Genomic DNA, 18,841 nt, shown 5'->3' with positions numbered 1-18,841 from the left:
CCGTCGCCCCTAGCCTCCGCCCCGCCGTGCCGCACTACGCCGATTCGCTCGCCAGCCTCGTCCGCGAACACAAGAGCCCGCTGGTGGTCGGCATCGACCCCCGCTGGGACCAGCTGCCCGACTCGCTCCGGCAGGGGGACTCGCTTGCCGATCGCGCCGAGGCGTACCGGCGGTTCTCGATCGGCGTCATCGAGGCGGTGGCCGGTGTGGTTCCCGCGGTGAAGCCCCAAGCGGCGTTCTTCGAAGAGCTCGGCCCGGCCGGCATGGCCGCGCTGGGCGACGTGATTGCCCGCGCCCGCGGCAACCGCCTGCAGGTGATCCTGGACGGCAAGCGGAACGACATCGGCTCCACCGCCGAAGCCTACGCCCGCGGCATGCTAGGGGAAGCCAGCCCGTGGGGCGCCGACTCGGTGACGGTCAGCCCGTACCTGGGCGACGACAGCCTCGCGCCGTTTGTCACTACCGCAATCGAGCGGGACGCGGGCCTGTACGTGCTGGTCAAGACCTCCAACCCCGGCGGCGCGCTGTGGCAGGACAAGCTGATCGACGGCAAGCCGTTGTACCGCCATGTGGGCGAGCACGTTGAGCACCTGGCGGAGAAGACCGCCGGCGAGTGCGGGTACGGGTTGGTCGGTGCGGTGGTCGGGGCGACCTACCCGGAGCAGCTCTCCGAGCTCCGTCAGGCGATGCCGCACACCTGGTTCCTGGTCCCGGGGTTCGGCGCCCAAGGGGGGGCCGCGGCGGACGTCGCCGGCGCGTTTGACGCGTCGGGGCTGGGCGCGGTGGTAAACAGCAGCCGCGGAGTGATCTTCGCCTACAACCGGCCCGAATACGCACAATTCGGGCAGGATCGCTGGCAGGACGCGGTCCAGCAAGCCGCGCGGGACGCGACGGCCCAGCTCTGCGACGCCACGCCGGCGGGCGCCCTGTAAGCGGTTTCGCCCCTCAAATCCGCCCCGCTACCGCTGCCGAGGCGTTTTTTCCGAAACCCGCCGTTGGCCCGGGGGTTCAGAAACGTGACGCCCGAAACGGATCGGGGGGACGCCTAGGCGGCCGGCTGGCCGCCAACCGCCCCACGTTTGGGGGCCTTATCGAACACAGGGAGTTCTACAGATGCGGAACATGATCATTACGTTGACGGTCGTGCTGGCGGGCGCGCTGGCCGTGACCGACGCTATGGCCCAGGGCCGCGGCGGCGGTCGGGGCGGCCGTGGAGGTTTCGGGGGCGGCGGCGGTGGCGGCGTCACGCTGGCCCAGCTGCTTGGCGTCGAGAAGGTCGCCGACGCGGTCAAGCTGACCGACGCCCAGAAGGAGCAGGTCCAGGAGATGCGGCGCGAGATGCGCGGCGAGCGTGGCGACCGCGGCCAGCGGGGCAACTTCCGCGACATGACCGAGGAAGAGCGTGAGAAGGCCCGCGAGGAACGCGCCGCCCAGCGTGCCGAGCAGGAGAAGGCCGAGGCCGAGAAGCTAGCCTCGATCCTCGACGCCGGGCAGATGAAGCGGCTCAAGGAAATCAAAGTCCAGGTCCAAGGCGCCGCGGCGCTGCTTGATCCGGCCGTCCAGACCGAACTCGGCCTGTCGAGCGAAACGGTCGCCAAGCTCAAGGAGACCAACGAGGAAGCCCAGCAGGAGATGCGCGATCAGATGCGCGAGATGTTCAGCTCGGGCGATCGTGAGGGCTTCCGCGAGAAGATGACCGAGATGCGCGACGCCATGCAGAAGAAGCTGTTGGGAGTGCTGTCCGACAGCGAGAAGGCGGCGTTCACCGCCATGCAAGGCGACAAGATCGACATCACGGTCCAGGACCTGATGGGCGGTCGTGGCCGCGGCGGTTTCAACGCCGGCGGCGGACGCAACCGCGGCGAAGGCGGCGGACGCAACCGCGACGCTGGCCGTCCGGAACTCGAGTAAGCGGCCCATCGGCGGCGGGCGTTAGGGTCGCACACGCCGCCGACAGGCAGCTACGCCAAGACCGCCGCAGGGGCGCCCCCTGCGGCGGTCTTTTTTCGTCTCGGCGGTTCTATCACCGGCCCCCGCGGAGGCCAGCCGCGGCCGACGCGAGCACCGTCGCGGAGCTGATCGGCATCAGCACCGCGGCCGCCAGCGGCGTGATCAGGCCGGCGGCGGCCAGCGACACCGCCAAGAGGTTGTACCCCAGAGAGATCGCCAGATTCCTGCGGACCACCCGCATCGCCTGGCGAGCAAGGTCGGTCAGGTCGACCAGCGGCGCCAGACCAGACTGAGCCAGGTAGACGTCCGCCGCCGCGAGCGACGCCTCGGCCCCGCCCTGCACCGCCACGCCGACATCGGCCGCCGCCAGTGCGGCCGCGTCGTTGACGCCGTCGCCCACCATCACGGTCACGCCGCCCGCGTCGCCACGGCGGCGGACCACCTCCAGTTTGCCCTCGGGCGACATGCCCGCGCACGCGTGCTCGAATGGCACCCCAACCTCAGCGGCCACACCGTGGACCACGTCGGCCGCGTCGCCCGACAGGATGCTGGTCCGCCAGCCGGCCGACGCGAGCTGCTCGAGCGCACCTGCGGCGTCCGGCCGGGTCTGATCGGCCAGCGCCGCCAGGCCGATGAGCTCTTCGTCAAGCGCAACTAGCACCACCGTTTGCCCGAGCGTCTGGTGCTCTGCCGCGGCGCGGCGCCAGAGGTCGTTGGTGAGGAAGGACTCACGGTCGAAATAGCTGGGGCAGCCTATCCGCAGCCGCCTACCCTCGAACCGCGCGGTCAGCCCGCCATCGCCTAACTCGACCACCTGGTCGACAATCGCGCCGTCATCGACGCCCTCCTTGCAGAACGCCCGACGCAACGCGGCGCCGACCGGGTGCACCGAGTCCCGCTCGGCAGCGGCCACGACCGCCTTAAGCCAACTGGGGCCGATCCAGGTTTTGAGCACGGGCCGGCCCGCCGTGATCGTGCCGGTCTTGTCGAGCAGAAGCCGCCCACTCTTTGCCAGCCGCTCGATGGCCCGCGCGTCCTTCACCAGCATGTTCCGCCGGGCCGCGGCGCCGAGCGCCATCGCCATGGTGAGCGGCGTTGCGAGCCCCAGTGCGCAGGGGCAGGCGACAATCAGCAGTGCGACCGTGTGGTCGATCGCGGCCGCGCCGCCCGTCGCGGCCCACCACCCCAACAGGGTCGCGAGCGACAACACGACCACCGCCGCAACGAACCAACCCGACACACGATCGGCGAACTGGACGATCGGCGGTTTCTCGCGCACGCCCTGGTCGACCAGCCGCATCAGCCCGCCGACGCGGGACTCCTCACCGGTGGCGATGACGCGCACCCGCAGCACGCCCCCCAGGTTCTGAGCGCCCGCGTAGACTTTCTGCCCCGGGCCGACGGGCGCCGGGTGCGACTCGCCGGTCAGCAGCGCCTGGTTGACGCTCGACTCGCCCGATTCGACGGCGCCGTCGGCGGGGATCAGGTCGCCCGAGCGGACCTCCACCAGCTCCCCGAACGCGAGCGAGTCGACCGGCCGGTCCACGACTTCGTCGCCCATCACTACTCGGCAGGTCGATGGTGTGAAGGCGAATATCAGCCCGACCGCCTCGTCGGCCCGCCGCTGCTGCCGCGCCTGGAACCAACGGCCGACCAGCAGCAGGAAGACCAGCACCGACAGCGAATCGAAGTAGATCTCGCCGCGGTCGAGCAGCGTGTTGGCCAGACCAGCGACGCCGCCCACCGTGAGCGCCAGGGCGATCGGGAGGTCGAGGCTGGGCCGCCGCGCCGCAATCGCCGCCCACGCGCCGCGGAAGAACACCGCGCCGGGCCAGGCCAACGACACCATCCCCAGGCCGGCGCTCACCCACCGAAACAGCAGGTGGAAGTGGGACTCGATGCCGGAGAAGAGCCCGGCGTAAAGCGCCAGCGCCAGCAGCATGCTGTTGCCGGCCAGGGCGCCGGCGACTCCTAGTCGCACCAGCTGCTTGCGTTCCTCGTTCCGTCGAACGTCCAGTGCGGTCACGCCGGCGGCCGGGTAGGCGGGGTAGCCGAGGCAGTCAAGCGTCTGGGCGATGCGAGAGAGGCTCACGGCCGTGGGGTCCCAAGTCACCCGCACCAGCGACGCCCGCAGGCTCAGCTTCGCGTCTGCCACTCCCTCGACAATGCCGGGGAGCCGCTCGACCAGCCACAGGCAGGCAGCGCAGTGGACGCCCTCCAGCCGCAGCTCCGCCACCCTTCTGCCGCCGGCGGTCGACCGGGTCTGGTGCGTGAGGAACTCCTCGGAATCGAACGCCAGGTAGCGATTCGTCGTCGCCGCCGCCCGGCGGGGCTTAGCGGCGACCGAGTCTCGCAGCCGGTAGTAGCGTTCCAGCCCGTTGGCGTGGATCACCTGGTAGACCGTGCGGCAGCCCTGGCAGCAGAACTGCTCCTTTTCGTGCGGTTCGATCAGCCCCTTCGGGACCGGTAGGCCGCAGTGATCGCAAGCGACCGATGTCTTTGCGGGCGGCTCAGCTGGTTCAGCAGGATCGGCGGTGGCGTTCATGGCAGCTCCTCTGGAGTCACCGCTGGACGGCAGCAAGGGGGAAGCTCATGGGGGTTCGGGGCAAGCGTTTGGTTGGCGCCGGCGGGCGCCGCTGCGTTGGCCAGCGTGGCCGGGTCGAGCCCGGCGCGGCCGGCGAGCGTGTACATGCCGACCCCAATCAGCGCGATCGCACAAACCGCCGGCATCCGCTTTCCGAGCGCCCCCATCGCCGCTTGAACGCCCATGCCCAACGTGATCAGAACGGGCAGCGTGCCGGCCCAGAACACCGCCATGACCGCCGCCCCGGCGAGGGGCCGCCCCGTGCCCGCCGCGGTGATCGCGAACGCGTACAGCCAACCGCACGGCAGGAGCGTGGTGAGCAGCCCGATCGTCAACGCCCGCCGGACCGGGGGCATCGTGAACGCGACACGTTGCCCGGCCTGCACGGCCCTGACCATCGCTTGCGGTGGCCGCGCATGCCCCATCCTCAGCCCCGCGACGCGGGCCAGCTCCAGCCCTCCGAACACCATCATCAGGCCGCCCGCCGCGGCCATCGCGAGCGGCTGAAGGCCGGCCAGCGTCGAGGTCAGGTCGACCAGGGCGCCCGCCGCCCCCGCGGCGGCGCCCAGCAGCATGTAGGTGGTCAGCCGGCCGAGGTGGTAGGCCAGTTGCAATCGGGTCTGCGGCGCGCCAGCGGGGTCGTTGACTGCGAAGGCGACAAACGGCCCGCACATGCCGGCGCAGTGGAGCGACCCCAGCAGGCTGGCGAACAGAACGGCGGCGGCGAGCGTGATCATGGAAGTCTCGGTAGATAGCGGGCTCAGTTGGCGGTCGGTTGACCTGGCGCTGGCCCGGTCGAAGCAGGGAGTTGTATCTCTGCCGCGTCGCCGTGCCCGGCTTCGCGCGTCATCGGGCCGACCGGCTCCGGCGGCGCCGCCAGCGCGAATGTCAGCGCGATCAGCATCAGGAACATGTGTCCGCCCAAGAGTGCGCAGACAATGACGGGCCAGCAGATGCGCTGCCAGAGCGTGGGTTCGGTGGTAGGACTCAAGGTGATTCTCCTTCGTCGGCGGCCGTTGGCGGCGCCACATCGCCAATCAGACGCATCCTATGGGTCTGTCGGTTGCCGCCGTCATCGGTGACTAGGATCGTGACCGCCAGTTCCCCACGCCGAAACGCCGAGGGTGAGGTTAACAACCGGAGCGGCTCGGTGATTCGTTCCCGCGGCTCGAGGCTCAGCCGCAGGGGGCCGCCCGCGATCTCTACGGAAGCAGGGTCCTCCACCGCGATGCTGTAGGTGTGGGGATCGTGGGTGCGGTTCTCGAGTATCAGACGGAAGGTGTTCTCGTTGAGCCCCGACTCGGTGGTGCGGTAGGGCCGGCCGACGTTGCGGAGCGTGTCGACGTCGAACGGGCTCTTGGTGGCGATCATCGTCACGAAGGCGCCCGCCAGCAGGAAGATGATCGCCGCGTAAGCCACCACCCGCGGGCGGAGCACCCTGATGGGCCGGCCGGCGAGCGCCGACTGGGAGCTGTAGCGGATCAGCCCCTGCGGCAGCCCCACCTTCTGCATCACGGCGTCGCAGGCGTCGATGCACTGCGCGCAGCCAACACACTCCAGCTGCAGGCCGTCGCGGATGTCGATCCCGGTGGGGCACACCGCCACGCACATGCTGCAGTCGACACAGTCGCCCAGGCCCGCCGCTGCGCGGTCGCGTCCCCGGCCGCGCGGCTCGCCGCGACGCTCGTCGTACCCGATGATGGCCGACGAGCGGTCCAGCATCACCGACTGGAAACGCCCGTAGGGGCAGCCGATGATGCAGAGCTGCTCGCGCCAGTAGCAGAAGTCGAACATCATCAGCGCGGTGATGAACGCGACTAGTGCGAACGGCCCAGGGTGCTTCCACGGCGAGCTGCTCCAGATCCAGCGGTGGAGCTGCTCGGCGCCGACAAAGTACGCCAGGAAGACGTTCGCCAGGTGCAGGCAAACCAGGAAGTACGCCAGGTACATCAGCGCCCGCCAGGGGCCAGCAACCTTCCTGTCTGGCGCGCCGCCCTTGCCCGCCCGGCCGGAGAAGAAGCGTTCGATCGGGCGGAAGACGAACTCCAAGTAGACCGTCTGCGGACAGGCCCACCCGCACCAGACCCGGCCGGCTATCGCCGTGACGAAGAAGATCCCCAGGAACAGCATGACCACGAACACCGCCAGCAACACCGTGTCGGTCGGGAGGAACGTGAACCCGAAGAAGGTGAACTCCCGGTTGGGCAGGTCGAGCAGGATGGCGGGCTTGCCGCCGATCGCTATGAACGGCAGCAACGCGTACAGCGCGATGAGCGCGTACGCGACGACGCGCCGCCACGCCCAGAACCGCCCCTTCGCCAGACGCGGGTACAGCCAGCGACGGCTGCCGTCGCTCTCTAGCGTCGACAGCACGCGGTCTTCGGGTTCCAAAACGGGCAGCTGATTGGTCATCGTGCGGTGAGGAAGTTGGCCAGCGGGCGGAACACTGTCTCCGGTGGCGGACTACTGCTTGGGCCAGGGAGGAATCTCGTTCCCTTCAGGCGCTTTACCGCCTGCGGTGTTCGTCCCACGGAGCGACGCCACGTAGGACGCCACCAGCACAACCTCATTGGGGTGCAGCCGGTTGCCCCAGGCCGGCATGGCGCCCGCCTTGGCACCCTCCTGCACCACCTTCGCGATGTCCTCGATCTGCTTCACGTGCAGGTAGGAGTTGTCCGTCAGGTTGGGTCCGGAGATGCCCTCACCCTCCTTGCCGTGGCAGGTGACGCAGTGCGTCTTGAACGTGATCTGCCCGACGGCGATCCACTTGGGGTCGTCCATGTACTGGATGATGGTGTCGGCGTCCGGCTCCAGGGTGCCGATCTCGCCGAACTGCAGACGCAGGTTGTCGGCGTAGGCGCGATCGTACTGCGCGGCGAGGGTGTTTTCTTGGTACGGCGAATGGAACACCAGCAGGTAGAACGGCGCGAAGGCGATCGACGCGACGAACAACCAGTTCCACCAGCCGGGTGTTGGGTTGTCGTACTCCTGGATGCCGTCGTACATGTGCCCGGAGAGTTTGTCGGTCTCCGAGTCGTCATTGGGTTGGTAGGACATGTCTGCTCGTAATCAGAAATCGTTGTGTGCGGAGAGGGCTACTTGTCGTCGAGGGGGAGCCGCGACCAGTCGTTGACCTGGCGGCGGCTGCGGGTCGCGACCCAGAACACGACGCCCAGGAACACGGTCAGGAAGATCAGCATCCCGATCACGGAGGTTACGCTGAGCAGTGCGGGTGATGCGGCAAGGATCATCGGGTGGCCTCCGTGGTGCGTGGTTCGGACATTGCGGTGGACGGCGCCGCGGTCGGCTGGTTGGCCACCTCCTCGACGGGCTGCGGCTCGGCGCCCCCGCTAGAGGGCGCATCCGGAGCCGCGAATAGGTCGGTCCCCAGCCGCTGCAGGTAGGCGATCAGCGCCACAACCCGCTTGTCGGCCAGGTCGACTTGGTCTCCGTCTGGCGTGCGGTAGGGCTGGCCGGTCTGCTGCACGTACTCAGCCGCAATCTGCTGAGCCTGCTGCTTGGCGTCGTCCACCGAACGGTCGCGATCGGCGCCCTGGTATTGGTCGTAGGGCACGCCGAGGGTCTGCATCGCGGCGATGCGGACCGGGATCGATTCAAAATCGATCTTCTTCTTCATCAGCCACGGGTACTCTGGCATCACCGACCCGTCGTTGAGCGCGGCCGGATCTTGAAAGTGCCGCACGTGCCAGTCGACGCTCTGCTTGCCACCCTCGCGAGCCAGGTCGGGCCCGATGCGGCGCGAACCCCACTGGAACGGGTGGTCGTACACGCTCTCGCCCGGTTTGCTGAACTCGCCGTACCGCTTGGTCTCGGCGACCATCGGCCGGATCATCTGCGAGTGGCAGTTGTAGCACCCCTCGCTGATGTAGATGTCGCGCCCCGCCAGCTCCAGCGGGGTGTAGGGCTTGACGGTCGCGATGGTCGGCACATTCGAGCGGATCACAAACGTGGGGACCAGTTCCAGCACCGAGGCCAGCACCACCGCCAGCGTGGTCATGACGGTGAACTTCACCGGCAGACGCTCCCACGCGCGATGCCACCACAGCGTGGACCAAACGTCCAGCTTCTTGGCGTAGTCGGTGACCATCTCGAGCTCCGACTCGGGCGCGGTCTCTGGCGTGAATTCCAGGTCCCGCAGCGCGGGTGCCTCGTGGACCGTAACCTCGTACTCCGCGGGCCGGGCGGCCCAGGTCTTGTAGACGTTCCAGCAGCCCACCAGCGTGCCGCCCAGGTACAGCCCGCCGCCCAACAGGCGGATGTAGTACATCGGCAGGATGGCGGTCGTGGTCTGGACGAATTCCGGATACAGCAGCTGGCCGCCGGGCGTGATGGCGCGCCACATGAGCCCCTGGGTGATGCCGGCCACGTACATCGACACCACGTACAGCAGGATGCCGAGCGTCGCGGTGTAGAAGTGCAGGTCGGCGAGACCCCGGCTGTACAGCTTGGTCTGGAACAGCCGCGGGGCGAGCCAGTAGATCATGCCGAAGGCCATGAAGCCGTTCCAGCCGAGCGCCCCGGCGTGGACGTGCCCGATGCCCCAGTCGGTGTAGTGGCTCAGGGAGTTGACCGCCTTGATCGACAGCATCGGCCCCTCGAAGGTGGCCATGCCGTAGAACGTGATCGCCACCACGAAGAATTTGAGCACCGGGTCCGTGGTCACCTTGTGCCACGCGCCGCGGAGCGTCAACAGCCCGTTGATCATCCCGCCCCAGCTGGGCATCCACAGCATGAGGCTGAACAGCATGCCCAGCGACTGCGCCCACTCCGGGATCGCGGTGTAGTGCAGGTGGTGAGGGCCGGCCCAGATGTAGATGAACACCAGCGACCAGAAGTGCAGGATCGACAGCCGGTAGGAGAAGACCGGCCGCTCCGCCGCCTTGGGCAGGAAGTAGTACATCAGCCCGAGGAACGGCGTGGTGAGGAAGAACGCCACCGCGTTGTGGCCGTACCACCACTGCATCATGGCGTCCTGCACGCCGGCGTACACGGGGTAGCTCTTGAACCAGCCGGCAGGGACGACCAGGTTGTTGAAGATGTGCAGCACCGCCACGGTGATGATCGTGGCGATGTAGAACCACAGCGCCACGTACATGTGACGCTCGCGGCGGTTGAGAAGCGTGCCAAAGAAGTTCACGCCGAAGAAACCAGCCCAAACCACCGCGATCGCGATGTCGATCGGCCACTCCAGCTCAGCGTACTCCTTGCTCTGGGTGATGCCGAACGGCAGCGTCAGGGCGGCGCTGACAATTATCGCCTGCCAGCCCCAGAAGTGCAGGCGGCTGAGCGTGTCGCTGAACATGCGCGCCTTGCACAGCCGCTGGGTGCTGTAGTAGATGGCCGCGAAGATCGCGTTGCCGGCAAACGCGAAGATCACCGCGTTGGTGTGCAGCGGCCGCAGCCGCCCGAAGGTGATCCACTCGATGCCGCCATTGAGCCACGGCATCGGCAGCTCGGCCGCGATCAGCAGGCCCACCAGGAACCCCACGACGGCCCACACCAGCGTGGCGGCGACAAACATACGCACGATGGCGTCGTCGTAGCTGAACCGCTCAAGCCCTGGAGCGGCGTCCTCGGAATCGGTAGTCGTCATGTCTTGCGTGAGTTGTGTAGGGGTGGAGTCTGAGGTACTTGAAAGGCGAGCCGCAGCGCAGTCGCATTGCGGTCAGGCCGTTGGCGTCTGCAGCGGGTCGGCGACCGCGTCCCCCACGCCGTGCGTGCCACAGCGTTGGGGCCGGCCGTCGGCGGTGAACGCGAGCTGCTTGATGGAGGTCTCGGCGAAGCGCGTCTGCATCGACTCCTGGACCTCGTCGAGCAGCTTGTGCAGCGGGCACAGAGCGGCGGAGACGCGGACGCGGTTGGGCGGGCAGGCGTCGAGCCGACGCACGGGGTCGACGCAGTTCACCACGTCCAGCACGGTCAGGTCGCCGCACTCGCGTTCCAGCTTGTAGCCCCCCCGCACGCCACGCTGGGCCGACACGATCTCGGCGCGGGTCAGCGGCTGCAGCACCTTCGGCAGGTAGCTGAGCGGCACCCCGGTGCACTTGGCGATGCTCTGGGTTGTCTGCGCGGTGTCGTGCTGCGCGAGGCAGGTGACCGCCCTCAACGCGTACTCGGCGGTTTGGGAAACTGGCATCGACGGGCTCTTTCGGCGTTGTGCTTCGCGACGTGACTCGAAACGGGCATCCGACTCTGGATGTCCGTAATCGCCGTGCTAGGCAATCGTCGTGCCATTGCCCCGCGGGTGCGGCGGTCGGCTCACCCGCCGCGCCGACATCGACGCGCGGAATCCACGGCGATTCGGGCGGCGAGCGGCGGACGCCCGAACAGACAACGCCGGTTGAAGACGGCCACGCCGCGACGAAGTGTCACGGCGGGCGGCGTGCCCGGCGCGGCGTGGACCGGCGTCCGCCCACGCCGCGGCGTGCCAGTTCCGCACACCTGCCCGCGCCGGTTTGGGACGGTTTTCGGGCGGCGGATTCTCAATACGGGCCCGATTTGGGCGATTAAAACCGACCCGCCTATCGGATATTCTTAGGGGTCAGCCTGGGGCGACCCGGGCCCGGCGCCCAACAACGACCTCGACCCCAGCGTTAAATGACTATCGAACAGCTGCAGGAAGCCGTCTGCCAGGCGAATCTCGACCTGGTGGCGCACGGACTGGTGACCCTCACGTGGGGCAACGTCAGCGGCCTGAGCGACGACCGCGACGTCTTCGCGATCAAGCCCAGCGGCGTCCCCTACCCGGAGCTGCGGCCCGAGCACTGCGTGATCGTCAGCGTCGAGACCGGCAAGGTGGTCCAGGGCGACCTCAAGCCCTCCTCCGACACGGCCACCCACCGGCTGCTGTACCAGGCGTTTGAAGGGGTCGGCGGGATCACGCACACGCACAGCCCCAAGGGCACCGCGTTCGCCCAGGCCCGGCGAGAGATCCCGTGCTACGGCACCACGCACGCGGACCACTTCTACGGCCCGATCCCGGTGACCCGGCCGCTTAGTGAAGAAGAGATAAATACCGACTACGAGGGGAACACCGGGCACGTTATCATAGAGCGTTTCGCGGACCTCGACCCGGTAGCGGTCCCCGGGGTCCTGGTCGGGAGTCACGCCCCGTTTGCCTGGGGCGCCCATGCCGCCGAGTCGGTCAAGAACGCCGTCGCGCTCGAGGCGGTCGCCGGGATGGCGATCGACACCCTCGCGCTGGCGCCCAGCGTCCCGCCGGTAGACGACTACCTCCTCGAGAAGCACTACTCCCGCAAACACGGCCCGAACGCTTACTACGGCCAGAAGTAGCGGACCGGCCCCTTAACCCGCACACGAACAACCCGACCCGTCGCGCAATATGTCTATCCTTCCGCAGCTTGACCAATCCGAAGTCTGGTTCATCACCGGCAGCCAGCACCTCTACGGGCCCGAGACCTTGGAGCAGGTCGCGACGCACTCGCGCGAGGTGGCCGCCGGGCTCGACAAGTCGCCCGAGGTGCCGACCAAGGTCGTCTTCAAGTCGGTGGTCAAGACCGCCGAGGAGATCCGCCGCGTGATCCTAGAGGCCAACGCCTCGGACAAGTGCGTCGGCATCGTGGCCTGGATGCACACCTTCTCGCCCGCCAAGATGTGGATCCCGGGCCTGACGCTGCTGCAGAAGCCGCTGTGCCACCTGCACACGCAGTTCCACCGCGAGATCCCGTGGGACTCCATCGATATGGACTTCATGAACCTGAACCAGTCCGCCCACGGCGGGCGGGAGTTCGGGTTCATCTGCACCCGCCTGAACATCCCCCGCAAGGTGGTGGTGGGCCACTGGCTGAACGCCGGCGTGCAGGAGTCGATCGGCGCGTGGAGCCGCGCCGCCGCGGCCCGCCAGGACCTGCGCACGGCCAGGTTCGCCCGCATCGGCGACAACATGCGTGACGTAGCGGTCACCGAGGGCGACAAGGTCGCCGCGGAAGAGGTGCTGGGCTTCTCGGTCAACGGCTACGGCGTGGGCGACCTGGTCAAGCACATCGACGCCGCCACCGACGCCCAGGTCGACGCCCTCTGCGGCGAGTACGACGAAGCCTACGAGATGGCCAAGGAGATCGCCTCGGGCGGCGCGGCGCGCGAGTCGCTCCGCGACGCCGCCCGCATCGAGCTGGGCCTCCGCTCGTTCCTGACCGAGGGCGGGTTCGTCGGCTTCACCGACACCTTTGAGAACCTGGTCGGCATGAAGCAGCTGCCCGGCATCGCCGCCCAGCGGCTCATGGCCGACGGCTACGGCTTCGGCGGCGAGGGCGACTGGAAGGCCTCGGCGATGGTCCGCGCCGCCAAGGTCATGGCGACCGGACTGCCGGGCGGCACCTCGTTCATGGAAGACTACACCTACCACCTGCCGGCCGACGGCGAGGCGCAGGTGCTCGGCTCGCACATGCTCGAGATCTGCCCCACGATCGCCTCGGGCCGCCCACGGTGCGAGATCCACCCGCTGGGAATCGGCGGCAAGGAGGACCCGGTGCGGCTGGTGTTCAACGTGCCCGCCGGCCCGGCCGTCAACGCCACGCTGATCGACCTGGGCGACCGCTTCCGCATGGTGCTCAACGAGGTGGAGGTGATCGACCCGCCGGCGCCGCTGCCCAAGCTGCCGGTGGCCCGCGCGCTGTGGAAGCCGCTGCCGGACCTCAAGACCGCCGCGGCCGCGTGGATCTACGCCGGCGGCTCGCACCACCCGGTGTTCTCCCAGGCGATCGGGACCGAGCACTTCGAGGACTTCGCACAGATGACCGGCGTGGAGCTGCTGGTGATCGACGCCGACAGCAAGCTGCGGGACTTCCGCTAGGCACGCAGGTCCGGCGGCGCGGGCTTGCGTGGGTTGACTCCCCCGCTGCGGTCTAGCGACAATGTGTGGCTCGCCGCTGTCCCCGCGGCCACGTCAGGGCGTTTCCTCCCGGCGGGCCGCCGCCTCGTGACGCCCTGCTCTGCGATATGCCGCAACCGATCCCCGCCGACGTCCGTGAGAAGCTTTCCTTGCTCGCCAAGGAGCACCACCTGGACGTTCACGGCGGCCGCGTGCGACGCTCGTCGTCGCGGTTCTGCCTGGGCGTGGAGCACGGCGACTACAACGGCACCGAGCTGTTTGGCGTCGGCACCGACCGGTTCATCTGGCTGGCCTACAAGCCCAACCAGTCCGGCCGCGTGCGTCTGGCCAGCGCCAACTTCCCTGAGGACGGGCTAGTCGACTTCCCGGTCACGCAGCCCCCCGCGCCCGGCGAAACGCCCGATAGCTGGGCCCGCTTCCCGTACGGCGTGAGCTACATCCTGCAGCGGGAGGGGCACAAGCTGGGCGGCGGCTTCGACGCGGTGCTGTACGGCAACATCCCCGGCGGCGGCATGTCGCGCTCGGCGTCGCTCGCGCTCAACCTGATCGAGACCTTCCTCGAGTGCTCCGGCGTGGAGGGCGTGGTGGGCATGCCGGTGGTCGAGCTCGCCAAGGCGGTTGAGAACGACTATATCGGCTCGCCGTGCGGCAACCTCGATCAGATCATGATCTACTTCGCCAAGGCGGGCATGGGCACGCACTACAAGCCGTCCGACGGGTCGGTGGACCACGTGCCGCTGCCCGACACGGCCGACGAGTTCCGCCTGGTCAGCCTCGACACGGGCACTATCCGCCCCGGCCTGGAGAAGTCGACCTACAAGGTCCGCGCCGCCGAGTGCGCCGAGATGGCCGAGCTGTGCCGCGGGCCGTTCGGCATCCAGACCCTTGGCGACGTGAAGACCGTCGAGCAGTACAACGCCATCCGCGACGCCTTCAACGAGCGGGCGCCCCACCTGGTCAAGCGGCTCAAGTACATCTTCGAGGCCCAGCAGCGGTTCGACACCATGCTCTCCGCCTGGCGGGCCGGCGACCTCACGACCGTCGGTCAGGTGTTCCGCCAGGACGGCTACGGGCTGCGGGACGACTACGAGATTTCCGGCCCCGAGCTCGAGGCGATGTGCGAGATCGCCCGGACCGTCGACGGCGTGCTGGGCGAGAGGATGCTGGGCGGCGGCGACAAGGGCGCCTCCGGGGCGATCGTCACGCCCAGCGCGGTCGAGCCGCTCCGCGCGGCGGTCAACGACCAGTACCCCGAGCGCTGCCCCGACTACGCGGGCAAGCAGAACGTGCACTCGTGCAGCGTGGTCGACGGCCTGACGCTGTGCGAGGGGCTGTAGGCCACACTGGGCACCGGCTACTCGCCAGCAAGCACGCCGTACACCGCGTCGAACGCGGGCTTCGCTCGCCGCTGGCGGTCGAACAGCAGCGGGTGGTTGACCCGCCGCCACGGGAAGTAGTTCAGCCAGCTCTGCCCGTCGTGCAGGTTCCAGAACGACACCCTGGCGACTGTGTCGCGGTACTCGTCGAACAGCCGGAACAGCGCGGCGTACTCGTCGGCAAGCTGCTGCTCGACATGCGGCGGCATGCCGTCGCGGTACGGGTCGAAGCGGCGGAGCTCTTCGCGGTGGGCGTTGTCGTCGGCCCACCAGCGGCTGCGGGTCACCACGTCGATGTCCAGTTCCGACACCACCACCTGCAGGCCCAGCTTGCGTAGCTCCTCGAACGTGGCCCGCAACTCGTCGAGCGAGTCGTCGCCCAGCTCGAAGTGCCCCTGCATGCCGTACGCGTCGATCGGGGCGCCGCGGTCCTTCAGTTGGCGGAGCAGCGTCAGCAGCTTCTCGCGTTTCTCCGGCTTGTGGCCGTTGTAGTCGTTGTAGATGAGCAGCGCGTCCGGGTCCTGCCGCCGGGCGGCGCGGAACGCGGCCACGATGAAGTCGGCGCCCGTGGTGCGGGAGTACACCGAGTCGCGCAGCAGCTTGTCGCCCGTGTCCGCGATCGCCTCGTTGACCACGTCCCAGTGTGAGCAGACATCCGCGTACCGCCCGACGACGCGCTCGACGTGCGTCTTGATCCGCTCGAGCAGCTTCCCACGCGACACCGGCCCGTCGCCCTCCTCTAACATCCACGCGTCGGTCCGGTCGTCCTTGGCCCAGACCAGGCAGTGGCCCACCATCTCGAGTTGATTGTCGCGCACGAACTGGGCGAAGCCGTCGGCCGCCTCGAACCGCCACTCGTCCTCCGCCGGGTGGATCGCCTGAGGCTTCATGCAGTTCTCGGGCGTGAGGATCGCGAAGTGCCGGCGGATCAGCTCGGCGTCCTCCGGCACGCGCAGCGTGCGGTGGCTCACTCCCACCCCCAGCTTGAACCGCGGCCCGACCGCTTCCTTGAGCGAACGCCCGGCGGGCTCATCGCCCACCGCCGGCGGGCCGCCTAGCAATAGGATCGGCAACCCGCCGAGGACGATACCTAAAAGGGGAGAAGTCTTCATGCCACGATTCTAACCACTTCGCGGCCGTGGCGCCCTGCTGCCATCACAATCCCGGCGAAGCCTTCGTCCAGGGAACGCGCGAGCGCATCCCTACTCTGCGGGCAACGTGATGGTGGTGCTAGGGGGCCGGACTTTTGGGAACATTTGATGGAGCGACTTCCACTCGATGGAAGTCCGTTGATGATGGCCGAGTGCGTCTGAAACGAGATGGTCCAAGGCTTCGTCGCCAAATCCTCGGTCGTCCCAGTCCTTGAAGCAAGCCTGAAGGTACCCAATGTAAATGTCGCGGAATGACGCCTCGCTAAGCTGAAGCCACCGCCGATACATCTCCTTACGCACTTCATGGGTCCGCCAACTCTTTGCTGTTGACGGGGTCGAGATGAGGCAATCGTCGATCTGAGACTGAGCTAGTGCGTTTGCCTCGCGACTCTTGCAAATTGCCATTAGCTGTTCTTCTGTAAGCTCAACGGCGCCGCTTGTCGCGAGCCCGGCCGCCCACTGAGCAATGCACCTGTTGTCGGCACTTGCCAGCGACAAAATGTGGTCAGCAGTTGGAAGCCCCTCTTTCTTGACTACTTCGATTCGATTTGCAAACTCTTCGATCTCATCCAGCTCCCAGACACCGAAATCATGTAGTGCCGGAACCTCTGCCTTGTCGTACACGGGGAAGGACGCGTTCGCGACCATACATCTGATGCCACGCAAGTCACCTCTGTGCTTGACAACTAGCCACACGCCTCGACCGTCTTCCGACGGAATCGAGTCACTCTGAAACGGTGGTGCAGCCGCCTTCCTTCCGCCGCGAATCACTCGGATGACCGCTTGCCGCGAGATGAGTCTCTCGTCGCCAGCGTACACCCTAGTGATTTCAGCTACAGCATCTCCCCTAACCAAATTGCGAAACGGAAATGTTTGCTGCGACAGGCCACCCTCTAGATCCCGACGGGTTATCTGCACGGCCACAAGCGATGCCCGGCCGGGCATTGACATCCATTTCCAACTTTGAAGGACCGGGAGTGCGGCGCCATCTACCAGTTTCACGGTTGACCAAAGCGGCGCCACCTCAGCGCGCAGTTCCCCAATCCCAAAGGTCAAAGTGCTGGCTAGAACTGCGGCGAGGAATAGGCGGTACACGCGGTACCTCATGGACTTCGGTAGAGATCTGCGACTGTCGATCGGCGGGGAAACCCCATCTCGGTGGTAGCAGACTCCACTCGTGCGCCACCACCCAGGTTGCTGGTAATGTGCGTCTGGGCAACTACCACTCTAGCATCCCAGCCGGCACAGCTCCTGGGTTGCAGGAGCTGGGCGGACTACCAACGGGAATGCTTCATCCGTTGTGTTTGACCGATGGGTCGCGCATGCTCAAAGAGTGCCGACCTGTGCTCGGCAGCATCTTCGGGCAGGCCAACTACGGCGACAAAAACACTTCCCGCTCGGCCGCGACCAGCCGCTCGTGCTCTCGCACCTTCTCGGGCTGGTTCAGCCGGCGGAGGTTTTCGGCCAGGATGACGTTGTCGGCCACCCGGAGCAGCCGTTCGAACTGCACGCGGGTCTGCTGCTGATCGGGGCGGGCGCGGTCTTCTTCCGACTCGCGTTGGTAGCGCTCGTAGAGCGGGTGGTTCTGCACGGCGTCGATGAACTCCTGCTGGCGGGTGGTGACCAGCTCGATGCTCACCGGGTTCATCGTGTTGGCGAGCTCCGGCCAACGCTCCAGCAAGTCGGCGGCGATGCGGTTCTTGGTGACGGCCGGTCGGGGCCCGCGGCCGCGTCGCCGGCGGCGGCTGGGGCGGGCCGAACGCCGCGCGTCCTCCAAGCGGTCCTCGCCGTCCAGCTCCAGCTTCTCCGACAGCTTGGCGAGCAGCACCCGCTCGACCGGCGAGGCGTGCTCGAGCACCACGCTGTACGGCTCGTCCTCCCGCAGCAGGTTGTCGTTGTCGTCGTCGCCGAACGCGCTCTCGCGTCCGAGGTACTCGCCGGAGGTCTTGACCGGCAGGTCGATGGTGTTGGCGGTGAGGATCGTGTACGCGTGGGCCTCCTCCATCGAGACCCGGCCGTCGCGATCGTAGTCCGGCTCTTCGATCGGCTCGCCGAACCGGTCCCTGCCGGACACCGCCGCCCAGAAGTACGTGCTGTACTCGACGTAGTTGCCCTCGTCGACGCTGGGCGTGCAGCCGGCAGCCGGGCGGTCGTGCACGGTGGCGTAGAAGCCGACGCGGCGCTGAGGCGACAGGCCACGCTCCGGGTCCCCGCCCCGGTAGATCAGGTGGGAGAACCCGCCCGTGTAGCACTGCACCATCACCAGCACCACGTCCACCCGCAGGTCGAGGTCGTCGAGCAGGCCCGCGAACTCGGCCATGCGCAGCGACGAGTCGTCCCACATCGCGATCGACGTGTTGTACGGGCGGCCCCGGTCGCGGCTGCGGTGGCCGTGGGCCGTCACGTAGACTACCAGCTTGTCGCCGTCGCGCATCTGCGGGCCGTGCTCGGCGAACCAGGCGCGGACGTTCGCCGGGGTGGACGCGTTGCGCACTCCCGCCACGCGGTGGTCGCGGTACTCCAGGCCGAGGTCGCGGGTGCTGCCGAAGAACTCCGCCATCAGCCGGTTGGCCAGCGGGACGAGCTCCGGGTCGTGGACCAGCAGGTCCTTGCCCGGGTCCAGCCCGTCGGCGAACAGGATGTCGTGCCGGTGGACGCGTTTCGGCTGGCCGGCGAGGACGCGCTGGAAGAACTGCACGTTCTTTTCCAGCGAGGCCTGGTTGCCCTCGGGGGAGTATCCGCCGCCGATGGTGAGCACGAAGTGCCGCGCATCGGCCACGCGTTGGCTCAGCAGCAGGGCGACGATAACGAGCAGGCAGGCAGAGCGGGTGCGGATCAAGGTCGGCGCCGTGGGGATTGGGGAATGAGCGGGTACGGTGCGGCGGCGCCGGAGCTATGTGTTGCCGTT

At 67.8% G+C, this 18,841-nt stretch carries 16 protein-coding genes; 5 read left to right on the top strand and 11 right to left on the bottom strand.

Translation table 11 applies throughout. The features are described 5' to 3' along the window. Positions 1-26: 26 nt before the first annotated feature. Both pyrF and KOR34_RS25685 read left to right on the top strand, forming a co-directional pair. A complete protein-coding gene (gene pyrF / locus KOR34_RS25690) occupies positions 27-932 on the top strand; it encodes an orotidine-5'-phosphate decarboxylase (RefSeq protein ID WP_146569015.1) in 906 nt (301 codons plus the stop codon). A gap of 181 nt (positions 933-1,113) precedes the next feature. Next, positions 1,114-1,911: a hypothetical protein gene (locus tag KOR34_RS25685; RefSeq protein WP_146569014.1), complete on the top strand. Its 798-nt coding sequence runs from the start codon at positions 1,114-1,116 to the stop codon at positions 1,909-1,911. A gap of 112 nt (positions 1,912-2,023) precedes the next feature. Here KOR34_RS25685 and KOR34_RS25680 read toward each other — a convergent pair whose 3' ends face one another. From KOR34_RS25680 to KOR34_RS25650, 8 genes are all read right to left on the bottom strand, one after another. Next, positions 2,024-4,495 carry a heavy metal translocating P-type ATPase gene (locus KOR34_RS25680; RefSeq protein WP_146569013.1) on the bottom strand — a complete coding sequence of 824 codons (2,472 nt, stop codon included), beginning with the start codon at positions 4,493-4,495 and terminating at the stop codon, positions 2,024-2,026. Then, the gene (locus tag KOR34_RS25675) at positions 4,492-5,271 is read right to left on the bottom strand and encodes a sulfite exporter TauE/SafE family protein (RefSeq protein WP_197531749.1); all 780 of its coding nucleotides are present in this window, start codon (positions 5,269-5,271) and stop codon (positions 4,492-4,494) included. Before KOR34_RS25675 ends, KOR34_RS25680 begins: the two co-directional genes overlap by 4 nt. A 23-nt stretch (positions 5,272-5,294) precedes the next feature. Continuing rightward, complete coding sequence (locus KOR34_RS26980) at positions 5,295-5,525, bottom strand: hypothetical protein (RefSeq protein WP_197531748.1); 231 nt, start codon at positions 5,523-5,525, stop codon at positions 5,295-5,297. Beyond that, entirely contained in the window at positions 5,522-6,946 is a 1,425-nt protein-coding gene (ccoG, locus tag KOR34_RS25670; RefSeq protein ID WP_146569011.1) for a cytochrome c oxidase accessory protein CcoG, read from the bottom strand. Before ccoG ends, KOR34_RS26980 begins: the two co-directional genes overlap by 4 nt. Before the next feature lie 51 nt (positions 6,947-6,997). Then, positions 6,998-7,591, bottom strand: a complete 594-nt coding sequence (locus tag KOR34_RS25665) for a cbb3-type cytochrome c oxidase N-terminal domain-containing protein (RefSeq protein ID WP_146569010.1) — start codon at positions 7,589-7,591, stop codon at positions 6,998-7,000. Between the two features lie 38 nt (positions 7,592-7,629). Further along, a complete protein-coding gene (locus tag KOR34_RS25660; protein ID WP_146569009.1) occupies positions 7,630-7,785 on the bottom strand; it encodes a cbb3-type cytochrome c oxidase subunit 3 in 156 nt (51 codons plus the stop codon). Next, a complete protein-coding gene (ccoN, locus tag KOR34_RS25655) occupies positions 7,782-10,148 on the bottom strand; it encodes a cytochrome-c oxidase, cbb3-type subunit I (RefSeq protein ID WP_146569008.1) in 2,367 nt (788 codons plus the stop codon). The genes KOR34_RS25660 and ccoN overlap by 4 nt, the downstream gene beginning before the upstream one ends. Positions 10,149-10,220: 72 nt before the next feature. Then, positions 10,221-10,691 (bottom strand): RrF2 family transcriptional regulator, encoded by a 471-nt coding sequence (locus KOR34_RS25650; protein WP_146569007.1) that lies wholly within the window; start codon positions 10,689-10,691, stop codon positions 10,221-10,223. A 461-nt stretch (positions 10,692-11,152) separates the two neighbouring features. Here KOR34_RS25650 and araD point away from each other — a divergent pair, with 461 nt between their 5' ends. The 3 genes from araD (at position 11,153) to KOR34_RS25635 (ending at position 14,743) form a co-directional block, all read left to right on the top strand. Further along, positions 11,153-11,848 carry an L-ribulose-5-phosphate 4-epimerase AraD gene (gene araD, locus KOR34_RS25645; RefSeq protein ID WP_146569006.1) on the top strand — a complete coding sequence of 232 codons (696 nt, stop codon included), beginning with the start codon at positions 11,153-11,155 and terminating at the stop codon, positions 11,846-11,848. Positions 11,849-11,897: 49 nt separating this feature from the next. Then, positions 11,898-13,367, top strand: a complete 1,470-nt coding sequence (gene araA / locus KOR34_RS25640; protein ID WP_146569005.1) for an L-arabinose isomerase — start codon at positions 11,898-11,900, stop codon at positions 13,365-13,367. A 146-nt stretch (positions 13,368-13,513) separates the two neighbouring features. Continuing rightward, positions 13,514-14,743, top strand: a complete 1,230-nt coding sequence (locus tag KOR34_RS25635) for a galactokinase (RefSeq protein ID WP_146569004.1) — start codon at positions 13,514-13,516, stop codon at positions 14,741-14,743. 17 nt (positions 14,744-14,760) lie between these two features. On the opposite strand, the gene KOR34_RS25630 is transcribed toward KOR34_RS25635, so the two are convergent. From KOR34_RS25630 to KOR34_RS25620, 3 genes are all read right to left on the bottom strand, one after another. Continuing rightward, a complete protein-coding gene (locus KOR34_RS25630) occupies positions 14,761-15,894 on the bottom strand; it encodes an endo-1,4-beta-xylanase (protein WP_146569003.1) in 1,134 nt (377 codons plus the stop codon). 90 nt (positions 15,895-15,984) lie between these two features. Continuing rightward, a complete protein-coding gene (locus KOR34_RS25625; protein WP_146569002.1) occupies positions 15,985-17,028 on the bottom strand; it encodes a hypothetical protein in 1,044 nt (347 codons plus the stop codon). A 277-nt stretch (positions 17,029-17,305) separates the two neighbouring features. Beyond that, positions 17,306-18,772: a hypothetical protein gene (locus KOR34_RS25620; RefSeq protein WP_228714769.1), complete on the bottom strand. Its 1,467-nt coding sequence runs from the start codon at positions 18,770-18,772 to the stop codon at positions 17,306-17,308. Positions 18,773-18,841 lie beyond the last annotated feature (69 nt).

It is taken from the genome of Posidoniimonas corsicana (genome assembly GCF_007859765.1).
In the GTDB taxonomy this organism is placed as follows: Bacteria; Planctomycetota; Planctomycetia; order Pirellulales; family Lacipirellulaceae; genus Posidoniimonas; species Posidoniimonas corsicana.
The sequence above is the reverse complement of the archived record's forward strand: the minus strand, read 5'-3'. Positions and strand labels throughout refer to the sequence as shown.

Excerpts from the sequence above, each read along its gene's own strand:
- KOR34_RS25685 (WP_146569014.1), top strand. The coding sequence starts at position 1,114 with ATGCGGAACATGATCATTACGTTGACGGTCGTGCTGGCGGGCGCGCTG.
- KOR34_RS25680 (WP_146569013.1), bottom strand. The coding sequence starts at position 4,495 with ATGAACGCCACCGCCGATCCTGCTGAACCAGCTGAGCCGCCCGCAAAG.
- KOR34_RS25675 (WP_197531749.1), bottom strand. The coding sequence starts at position 5,271 with ATGATCACGCTCGCCGCCGCCGTTCTGTTCGCCAGCCTGCTGGGGTCG.
- ccoG (WP_146569011.1), bottom strand. The coding sequence starts at position 6,946 with ATGACCAATCAGCTGCCCGTTTTGGAACCCGAAGACCGCGTGCTGTCG.
- KOR34_RS25665 (WP_146569010.1), bottom strand. The coding sequence starts at position 7,591 with ATGTCCTACCAACCCAATGACGACTCGGAGACCGACAAACTCTCCGGG.
- KOR34_RS25660 (WP_146569009.1), bottom strand. The coding sequence starts at position 7,785 with ATGATCCTTGCCGCATCACCCGCACTGCTCAGCGTAACCTCCGTGATC.
- ccoN (WP_146569008.1), bottom strand. The coding sequence starts at position 10,148 with ATGACGACTACCGATTCCGAGGACGCCGCTCCAGGGCTTGAGCGGTTC.
- KOR34_RS25650 (WP_146569007.1), bottom strand. The coding sequence starts at position 10,691 with ATGCCAGTTTCCCAAACCGCCGAGTACGCGTTGAGGGCGGTCACCTGC.
- araD (WP_146569006.1), top strand. The coding sequence starts at position 11,153 with ATGACTATCGAACAGCTGCAGGAAGCCGTCTGCCAGGCGAATCTCGAC.
- araA (WP_146569005.1), top strand. The coding sequence starts at position 11,898 with ATGTCTATCCTTCCGCAGCTTGACCAATCCGAAGTCTGGTTCATCACC.
- KOR34_RS25635 (WP_146569004.1), top strand. The coding sequence starts at position 13,514 with ATGCCGCAACCGATCCCCGCCGACGTCCGTGAGAAGCTTTCCTTGCTC.
- KOR34_RS25630 (WP_146569003.1), bottom strand. The coding sequence starts at position 15,894 with ATGAAGACTTCTCCCCTTTTAGGTATCGTCCTCGGCGGGTTGCCGATC.